This window comes from Lacticaseibacillus boliensis, assembly GCF_054784775.1.
In genome coordinates this window covers 1-8,620 of the sequence record NZ_BAAIHN010000058.1, presented here as the reverse complement: position 1 = coordinate 8,620, position 8,620 = coordinate 1, and the positions used below count along the sequence as shown (strand labels likewise).

Sequence of the window (8,620 nt, the reverse complement as noted above, 5' to 3'; positions counted from 1 at the left end):
TCGGTCTGTTCGTGGTGCATCGATCACCAACTTCTCCGCTCAGTCAGTATTCGCAACGCTCCAAACGTTGCTTTCAGACCGGCCAGATGCGATTTCATGTCCCAAATACCGAGGTGAATAATCCAGGAAGATCGATTGGTGGGGGATGGGACTTTCTGCTGCAGGGTTGTTCGCCGGCGTTTACGGGCTGATTCAAAAAGAAGGTCATCCCCACTGGGGGTGGACGGACCCGCGTATCGCTGGTTGGCTCGGGGCATTTGTCATCATTCTCGTTGTCTTCATTGTGGTCGAAAATAAGATCAAAGACCCGATGATGGACATGCATATGTTTAAAAACGTGCACTTCGTTGGGGCGATCACCGTTGCGCTGGCGCTTGGGATCGGGATCTATTCGTTCAACGCCTTCTTGACCGCGCTCATGCAGAATTACATCGGGTATTCTGCGCTTCAAACCGGGGTACGGCAGTTGGTCATGAGTGTTTGGTCGTTGATCCTTGGCCCGATAACCGGCATCCTCGGGGCAAAATACGCCAAGAAATGGCTTATCAGCGGGGCGATGTTCCTCGGTGGCATCGGCTTCATCATCATGGCCAACGCCATCACCGTAAAGCTGGCTTACGCGGAGTTGTGGCCGAGTATGATCTTGTTTGGGATCACCAACGGGTTGGTCAATCCGCTACTCAACACTGCTGGTATGGAAGGCGCTGAGCCGCACGAAATGGGGATGGCCGCGGGCTTGCTGAATGTGTTTCGCCAAATCGGGACGACGGTCGGCATCGTCGGCTTGGGACTCGTGCAGACGTCGCGTTATGAAAGCTATCTGAATGCACACATTGGTAACGTCAAAATGCTGCCAGCGGCGGCACAAAGTGGTCTGCACAAGGCGTTGATCAAGGCGGGGCCGTTTTCCGGTCACGAGATCGCCTTTTCCAAGCGCTTGAGCCACGCGCCGTTCGCACATGAGTTCCAGATGTTGGTCCTGCGTGCTTATCACGCAGGGATGGTTGGCGTCTTGTTGACCGCCGCCGGGGTGATCTTTGCCGGTGGTTTGGCAGCGGCCATCTTGATGCGCGAACGTCAGGGCAGTGTCGATGTGAATTAAAGAAGCGTGAGATATACTAAAAGGGTTCGCTGTAGGAGGGATCAGCCATGTTATTTTCACCGTTATTTGAAAATGACGTACCGTTTTACTAGTCGTTGACAATGACTAGGTAAAACGGAGGTAAATTTTGAATCGTCATAAAGTGATTGGTGCCTTGATGCTAAGCCTTGCTGCTAGTATCTGGGGCGGGATGTTTGTTGTTGTGAAGTCTGTCGTTAACGTGATTCCGCCAGTCGAGCTGGTGTGGTTGCGGTATTTGGTCGCGATGGTGGTATTGTTACTACTGCTGGTGGTGCGCCGGGTACATTGGCGCTGGGACTGGAAGAATGGCGTCTTGATGATTTTGATCGGGCTGATCGGCTACGCCTTGTCGATTGTTACGCAGGAAACCGGGACGTGGCTGTCTTCAGCACAATTAGGCGCAGTGGTGACGTCGGCAACACCGGCGTTCATGGTCTTGTTCAGTTGGTCGTTGCTACATGTGCGGCCGACGCGCGGTGATTGGGCGAGTCTGGTTTTGGCCACAGCCGGCGTGGTGTTGATCGTCGGCATGCAGTTCAGCGGTCGGCGGGTGTTGTTAGGCGCGCTGAGTTTGATCGTCGCCGCGTTGACCTGGGCGTTGATGTCGGTGCTGGTGCGCATGGTCTCAACACAATATGATGCCGTGCAGGTCACTTTCGTCGGGACGGTGGTGGCGTTTGGCGCGTTAACGCCGTGGACACTCACCCATCTTGGCAGTCTGACCAATGTCAATTTTACCCAGCCGCACATCTGGTTAAGCATTCTCTACTTAGGCGCGGTGTCGACCGCGTTGGGATTTGTGATCTGGAACGAAGGCTTGCGACTGATGGCCAGCAACTTATCTGGGTTATTTTTTCTTTTTCAGCCGATTGTCGGTGCCATATTGGGCTGGCTGTTTCTTGGGGAAGCCTTGACGCTCGGGTTTGTTCTCGGGACCTTGATGATCTTCTTCAGCATCTGGGTGGCACTGCGTTTTCGCTAAAAAGACAGATTCATAATCAACGTGTTGATCCGCGACAACCACGTCGCTGAACAACACGTTTTTTTTAGCTACAGGGATTGCGAGATGGATTAACTGGACTAATACTTGGCGAGTGGGTTTTCACTCATGATCGGATACGCTTTGAAGACAGATGCTGCGGATAGGCTGGTCGGCGTGTCGCAGTGATTTCGTTGACGATAACGCTGAGAAAAATTAAGGCGGCACCAAGTAGTTGTAGCGCACTCAGTCGTTCATGGAGTAGCCAAAAACCGAAAGCGGCAGAAAATAGAGGCTCTAACGAAAAAATTAAGCTGATCGTTACCGGGGATAAGAAGTGTTGCACTTTGGTTTGGACGACAAAGCCGAAAGCTGAGCAGATGATCCCCAGGGCTAAGATGGCGCCCCATTGTGATGTTGTTTGCGGCAGACGCGGTGTTTCAAACACTAGGCTGGCAATGATGCCTTCACCGCCGGCAACTCCGAGCTGTAAGATACTGATGCCCAGCGTATCGGTAATTTGATGGGTGACGCGGCCGGAGTAGAGGATGTGCACGGCATATAATGCCGCCGTCAGCAGGCAAAGCCCTGCGCCTGCTGATAGTTCCAGGCGACCGTTGGCAACCAACAGAAACAACCCGATGATCACGGTGACGGTGGTCAAGATTGCGGCTGGACGCGGTAGTTTTTGATGTAAGACGGCATCAAAAACCATGACGAACATCGCCGTGGTCGATACCAAGAAACCGGCGGTCGTGGCGCTTGTGTGTTGCAGTCCGAACATCACACTGGCAAACAGGCCAAACAGTAACGTGCCCATCACTGTAGCCGCGCGGAGTTGAGCGCGGTGTAGGCGGCGTAAGCTGTGTAGAAAGACGATCAAGGTGATGCCAAAAGCGAAGGTGAAACGTAAACCGACCAGCATCAGCGGTGAAACGCCTTGCAAGGCAACCTTCATCCACATATAACTCGCGCCCCAGGCGGCGGTCACCACCACCATCATCGTGAATGCCAAGCGTTTGTTTATTGATAGTGTTTTAGCAGGAAACCCTGATTTTAATCATGGGAGGAATGCCATCCTGTACCTGCTTCTCCTTTGTTAGTTTGGTATCTTTACATAGGAACACATGTTTGGTATAATTTCTGTGGAGGAATAGCCATGAAACAAGCCATCACCCTAAAGCTACGCATGACACTCACTGCAGAGGACGCGCTGTTGTTACAAGAAACGATGCGCCAGTTTGCATTGGGCTGCCAACTGGTGTCGCAGTACGTCTTCGACCACGAATTTGTCCTTGATCAAGATGCCTTGAATCAGGCACTGTATCACCAATTGCGCGCGGAGTTTGGGTTGAAAGCTCAGATGGCACAGTCTGCGATCCGGCACGTTGTTGGCAACTACAAGACCGTACAGACTCAGATGAGAAACAATCCATACGCTTTTCGGGATCGCTATACTGGCCAATGGACGCGTTGTCCACGAGACCTCACTTGGTTGCGGCGGCCATTACAGTACCGTAAGCCGCAACTCAAGTTAGTGCGCAACCGGGATTGGTCGTGGTTGAAAGACGGTCGCCTGTCGCTTAACACCTTGGCTAAACGCGTGCGTATCACACCGCATGTGCAGGGCTTTGAACAGTACTTGACGCCTGACTGGCAACTTGGTACAGCGACAGTGGTGCGCACTGGTGGCCATTATTTCTTGCATATTGCGGCCATCAAGGAACTCCCTGATATTGACCGCCTGCAGTTTCAGGACATCGTTGGCATCGATCGTGGCTTACGCTTTGTGCTGGTCACCCATGAAACTGCTGGCCGAACGAATTTTGTTTCTGGCAAGGCAATTGCGAATAAGCGGGCCAAGTACGACCGCCTCCGTCAACAACTGCAACGCAAGCACACAAAATCTGCTAAACGGCGCCTAGGCCGACTTTCAGGACGAGAGAACCGCTGGATGAGTGATGTCAATCATTGCTTATCAAAGACACTCGTCTCAAAGGCAGCATCTAAGACGTTATTTGTTGTCGAAGAGCTTACAGGTGTGCGGCAACAATCCAGACGCCAAGCACAAGCGCAACGAGAACTCCATTCGTGGGCGTTCTTTGAACTGGAACAAGACCTTCGCTACAAGGCGGTCTTAGCAGGTCACGAAGTTATTACGGTTTCGGCTCGATATACCAGTCAGCGGTGCGCAAAGTGTGGACGCATCGATAAGACCCAGCGTGATCGCCAGCACCATGAGTATCGCTGTGTCGCGTGTGGTTACCAAAGTAACGACGACCGGATTGCGGCAATGAACTTAGTGACTCTGGGCCAGCAGTACGTGGCTGGTAACAACCATCCACACTTTACAAAAGAAGTTATCGGGTAAACCTGATAATTGACGGGCATTGTCAACTGCCCGACGATGCAGTCGCAATAAAGTGGGAGCCTGGAAGGTGTTTGACCACTGTGTCAATGACACGCGAGCTGCAAGCCACTGAATTTGTTCGGTGGTAGTTGACCAAGGGGACTATCTGTTGAACCGGCAGTGGATCGAGTCTGGGGAAGTCGACTTTGGCATCGTGACGCCGCCGGCAGTGCCGGAATTGACCACGATCCCTTTTTGGCAAACCCCGATGCTGGCCGTGCTCAACCCGGCCAATCCCTTGGCAAAGTTGCCGGTCGTGCCGCTGAAGGCGCTGGCGGGTGAGCCATATATCATGGTCGAGCAAGGTGATTACAGCGAGGCGTTGAACGCGTTTGCCGCTGAAGGCGTCAAGCCTAATGTTAAATTCACCATCCACGATGATTACGCGATTATGGGAATGGTCGAAGCCGGGCTGGGGTTCAGCATCTTGTCTGCCGGGGTGCTTGATCGGATGCCGTTTGACGTGGTGACGCGCCCGACGGATCCGCCGGTGGCGCTTAAGTTGGCGCTGGGGTTTAAAGACCGTGCTGCCATGCCTTTGGCCAGTCAGCGGTTTGTTGATTATATGCTGACGAAGCGGCAATAATGCAAATCGTGATCGAATTTGGCTGAGTTAATGCGGGTCCGTCGCCAAATAGGCCGTGCTGGTGGCGATGGTGTGTTGATGCATGGTCAGCAATGTTTGTTTTGCCACTTCGGTCGTGACGGTGGGTTCTGCCAACCATCTGGCGATAAAGCCGGCGACAGCCGCGGCCAGGTAAGCCGCGTTCAGGCGGTTGATCGCGGTGTCGGCCACGTTGGATAAGGTTCGATCGCCGGCCAACACCTGCGTGTAGATGACGTTTTCCAGTTGCTTTTGAAACGTACCATCGTCTTTGGCAACCAAGATCTGCAGGGTTTGGCGCTGATTGTCGATGCCGGTGACGATATTGTCGACGTAGCGCTCGATCTCGCGGGCATCGATCTGGTTCAAGGTCACGCCGGTATTGCGAAAGGCGTTTGCCATGTCGTCCAAGACTTGCCCGATGATATGATCTTTCAGCGTTTGGAGATCAGGGTAATGCTGGTAGAAGGTGTTGCGGGCGCACTGCGCCAGAGAACACAGCTGGCTGACCGTGATGCTGTTGCAGTCCTGTGTCGCCAGCAGCGAGAGGTAGGCCTGGTTGAGATTGGCTTCTGTTTTGCGATAACGCAGATCGTTTTTATTCATAATTTTTCACCTTATAGGACAGTATACCAGTTAAGTGACACATAACGCACAGCAGGCTGGTTTTTGCCAATTGAAGCGCGGTGAGGCGCTTTGTATAGTGAATTTAGATACTGAAAGGTGAGGTAAAATTATGAATCGAGTCGCACAAATTCTAGGAATCAAGTACCCATTCGTTCAAGGCGCCATGTCTTGGTTGACCGATGCCAAATTCGTGGCAGCCGTCAGCAATGCCGGCGGTCTGGGCATTCTCGGACCCAATGCCGGCCAGCACACGGTGACCTCGAGTGCAGACGAAACCGCTGAACGCATGCGCGAGCAGGTCAAGCAGACCCAGCAGTTGACCGATAAGCCGTTTGCCGTCACGTTGATCGTTGCCGGCGGCGAGACGTCGATTTTCACGAAGAAAATTCTGGACGTGGTCATCGAAGAACACGTGCCGGCCGTCTTGTTGAATTCGCTGGGTGGCGTCAGCAGCGCCACTTATGGGGTAGACCCGGCGACCATGAAGACGCTCAAGGCCCATGGCATCAAAACGATCGTGCGTTCACTTCAGCCATCGATCGCAGACGCTCAGGCCGTTGAAACCCAAGGCGCTGATGTTTACGTGGCAACCGGGTTTGACGAAGGCGGCACTATGCCAGGCGGTGAGATCGGATCGTTTGCCATCATGCCAATGATCGCCGACGCCGTGAAGATCCCAGTGCTGCTTGCCGGCGGGATCGGGGATGCGCGCACGGTGAACGCGGCTTTCGCCCTTGGCGCAGAAGGCGTCTATGTCGGGTCGCGGCTGATCCCGACAGAGGAAAACCCTGCCGCAGATAACGTCAAGCAGCTGATCGTGGATTCGACCGCAGAAGACCTGACCCTGTTCCGCACGCAACCGGATTATTACCGGTCACTGCCAACGAAGCTGGTCGACCAGCTGGTTGCAAACGATCAGAAACTACCGGAAAGAGCGGCCAAGCAGGCCAACGCCAAGTTGATGGGCGGCACCAGCGGCATGCGTTTGGGGATGCTGGAAGGCGACTTTGAACACGGCTATGTTTCCGTCGGGACCGGGATCTCGACGGTCCACGCCATTCAGCCGGTACAGACGGTGATCGAAGAGATGATGAAAGATTACCGACAGGACGAGAATTAGCGGCAGACGAGCACCAATAAAAATCAAACACACCGTATGTTTAGTTGCAACGATTGCAGACTAGACGCGCGGTGTGTTTGTGTGTGCCCGTTGCATCAACGAACATTGGCTTCGGTGTCTGCGAAGGGGGCACGGTTTGATGACCTTTTCCCGCCACTAAGGCACCATCAGATTAAAGTTTTCATACCCATCACGATCAAGAGCATTCCCATCAGAGGCTTGAGGTATTTGCTAAACTTGCCTGTTGTCAGGCGTTTCATCATCAGCGGGGCGACAAGCGCGCCACCGAGAGAGCCGATCATCAGGCCAAACCCGGCGACCCAGTCGACCGTCCCGCTTGTCATATGAAGCAGGGCACCGACCAGCGACATGAAAACCAGGACGTATGAGGAAGTCGCAGTCACATTGATCATGGCCATGCCCATCAGCAGCAAGCCGGCGACGATCGCCCCACCACCGGACATGCCGGCGATGCCAACCATCAAACCAGCGAGGATACCGGCACCGTTGGCCAGCCACTTGTTGTTGGCTGAGGTTTTGATTCTGCTGGTTTTGTGTAGCAAAATGTTGAGTCCTAAAGCGATAAGAATGAGACTGATGCCCCAACTGTAGATCGTTTTGGGAATAAAAGGTGCTAATAAGGAGCCAATCACGACGGCAGGCAGTGCGGCGATCAACATGCGATTCCCCAACTTGACGTCGACGCTGCCTTGGCGCCAATATACATACGCCCCTAGCGCTAACGACGGTAGCGCAGTCACCAGCGAAGTGGATGCCGCGGCATGGGCGCTTAAACCAAATCCCGCCGTCAACACACCTAGGTAGATCGCGGCACCACCGCCACCTAACGCAATGACAAACATGCCAACAAGAAAACCGATCACGATCAACATCACAAACATCAACTCAGATCCTCTCAGCGATAGACACAGAACTTTCTGGTTTCTATTTACATATTGTAATCTTGATTTACAATATGTAAAGAAGACCAATAAGAAAGGTGAATCGTCATGTCCAAGCAGTTGCTCTCGCCAGAAAAAATCGTCGCCGTTGGGATCCAAGCGATTGAAGCCGGCACGCCGCTGACTTTTGCCAACCTTGCGCGCACGCTAGGGACCAAATCCCAGGCGCTGTATCCGTACTTCAAAAATCAAACCGATTTGGCGTATGCCATCATGGACGCCGTCTTGGCGCGCGCAAACGCCCAGTTGCAACAAGCACTGTTTGGCCTGAGTGGCCAGCCTGCCATTACCCAGTTTGCGTTGACTTGCCGCCAGCTTGGCCTCGCGCATCCTAAGCTGGTTTTGTTTATTATCGGGTTGCCACGTGATGCGACTGCCGCCGACGAAGCGCTGCAAGACTTCCGGAAGATGTTGACCACGCTGATCGGCGAGTTGGTGCACACCGAGCGCGTTCAGTTGCTTGGCGGGCGCTGGTTGCGTGATCTGATCATTGGCGAAGTCGCCAACATTTCGGGGGGCTGGTTTATCAACCAAGATCTGCCTCAAGAAGACAGCTTCCGCTGGACGGTGATGCACGGATTGGCCGATTTGATTGCGGAGGATCAACGCGGACGGTGATGCCATAAAAAAAGAGACCGGTTAGTCTCTTGATTGCGAGTAAATTGAATCCTGGATTATTCACCTCGGTATTTGGGACATGAAATCGCATCTGGCCGGTCTGAAAGCAACGTTTGGAGCGTTGCGAATACTGACTGAGCGGAGAAGTTGGTGATCGATGCACCACGAACAGACCGA

9 protein-coding genes are annotated in these 8,620 nt (G+C 53.4%); 6 read left to right on the top strand and 3 right to left on the bottom strand.

Going from position 1 to position 8,620, the window contains the following annotated elements; translation table 11 throughout:
- The first annotated feature begins 145 nt into the window (after positions 1 to 145).
- Both ACYVRB_RS13790 and ACYVRB_RS13785 read left to right on the top strand, forming a co-directional pair.
- Positions 146 to 1,102, top strand: coding sequence for an MFS transporter (locus tag ACYVRB_RS13790; RefSeq protein ID WP_461216017.1), 957 nt, complete (start codon positions 146 to 148; stop codon positions 1,100 to 1,102).
- A 127-nt stretch (positions 1,103 to 1,229) separates the two neighbouring features.
- On the top strand, positions 1,230 to 2,105 hold the full coding sequence (locus ACYVRB_RS13785) for a DMT family transporter (protein WP_461216016.1): 876 nt from the start codon (positions 1,230 to 1,232) through the stop codon (positions 2,103 to 2,105).
- A 124-nt stretch (positions 2,106 to 2,229) separates the two neighbouring features.
- Here ACYVRB_RS13785 and ACYVRB_RS13780 read toward each other — a convergent pair whose 3' ends face one another.
- Entirely contained in the window at positions 2,230 to 3,117 is an 888-nt protein-coding gene (locus tag ACYVRB_RS13780) for a DMT family transporter (protein ID WP_461216014.1), read from the bottom strand.
- A gap of 144 nt (positions 3,118 to 3,261) precedes the next feature.
- On the opposite strand from ACYVRB_RS13780, the gene ACYVRB_RS13775 reads away from it, so the two are divergent.
- Together ACYVRB_RS13775 and ACYVRB_RS13770 are read left to right on the top strand one after the other, a co-directional pair.
- Positions 3,262 to 4,473 (top strand): RNA-guided endonuclease InsQ/TnpB family protein, encoded by a 1,212-nt coding sequence (locus ACYVRB_RS13775; protein WP_461216013.1) that lies wholly within the window; start codon positions 3,262 to 3,264, stop codon positions 4,471 to 4,473.
- Positions 4,474 to 4,594: 121 nt separating this feature from the next.
- The gene (locus tag ACYVRB_RS13770; RefSeq protein WP_461216011.1) at positions 4,595 to 5,098 is read left to right on the top strand and encodes a LysR family transcriptional regulator substrate-binding protein; all 504 of its coding nucleotides are present in this window, start codon (positions 4,595 to 4,597) and stop codon (positions 5,096 to 5,098) included.
- Between the two features lie 27 nt (positions 5,099 to 5,125).
- Here the strand turns inward: ACYVRB_RS13770 and ACYVRB_RS13765 are convergent, their stop codons facing one another.
- Positions 5,126 to 5,722, bottom strand: coding sequence for a TetR/AcrR family transcriptional regulator (locus tag ACYVRB_RS13765; protein ID WP_461216010.1), 597 nt, complete (start codon positions 5,720 to 5,722; stop codon positions 5,126 to 5,128).
- 130 nt (positions 5,723 to 5,852) lie between these two features.
- Between ACYVRB_RS13765 and ACYVRB_RS13760 the strand changes: the two genes are divergently transcribed.
- Positions 5,853 to 6,863, top strand: a complete 1,011-nt coding sequence (locus ACYVRB_RS13760) for an NAD(P)H-dependent flavin oxidoreductase (RefSeq protein WP_461216009.1) — start codon at positions 5,853 to 5,855, stop codon at positions 6,861 to 6,863.
- A 167-nt stretch (positions 6,864 to 7,030) separates the two neighbouring features.
- Here ACYVRB_RS13760 and ACYVRB_RS13755 read toward each other — a convergent pair whose 3' ends face one another.
- Positions 7,031 to 7,765 (bottom strand): sulfite exporter TauE/SafE family protein, encoded by a 735-nt coding sequence (locus ACYVRB_RS13755; protein WP_461216018.1) that lies wholly within the window; start codon positions 7,763 to 7,765, stop codon positions 7,031 to 7,033.
- Positions 7,766 to 7,873: 108 nt separating this feature from the next.
- Between ACYVRB_RS13755 and ACYVRB_RS13750 the strand changes: the two genes are divergently transcribed.
- On the top strand, positions 7,874 to 8,443 hold the full coding sequence (locus ACYVRB_RS13750; RefSeq protein WP_461216007.1) for a TetR/AcrR family transcriptional regulator: 570 nt from the start codon (positions 7,874 to 7,876) through the stop codon (positions 8,441 to 8,443).
- Positions 8,444 to 8,620 lie beyond the last annotated feature (177 nt).

What these genes read in the sequence shown, in the direction of transcription:
- ACYVRB_RS13790 (WP_461216017.1), top strand. Translation starts at nt 146, where the DNA reads ATGGGACTTTCTGCTGCAGGGTTGTTCGCCGGCGTTTACGGGCTGATT.
- ACYVRB_RS13775 (WP_461216013.1), top strand. Translation starts at nt 3,262, where the DNA reads ATGAAACAAGCCATCACCCTAAAGCTACGCATGACACTCACTGCAGAG.
- ACYVRB_RS13765 (WP_461216010.1), bottom strand. Translation starts at nt 5,722, where the DNA reads ATGAATAAAAACGATCTGCGTTATCGCAAAACAGAAGCCAATCTCAAC.
- ACYVRB_RS13760 (WP_461216009.1), top strand. Translation starts at nt 5,853, where the DNA reads ATGAATCGAGTCGCACAAATTCTAGGAATCAAGTACCCATTCGTTCAA.
- ACYVRB_RS13755 (WP_461216018.1), bottom strand. Translation starts at nt 7,765, where the DNA reads ATGTTTGTGATGTTGATCGTGATCGGTTTTCTTGTTGGCATGTTTGTC.
- ACYVRB_RS13750 (WP_461216007.1), top strand. Translation starts at nt 7,874, where the DNA reads ATGTCCAAGCAGTTGCTCTCGCCAGAAAAAATCGTCGCCGTTGGGATC.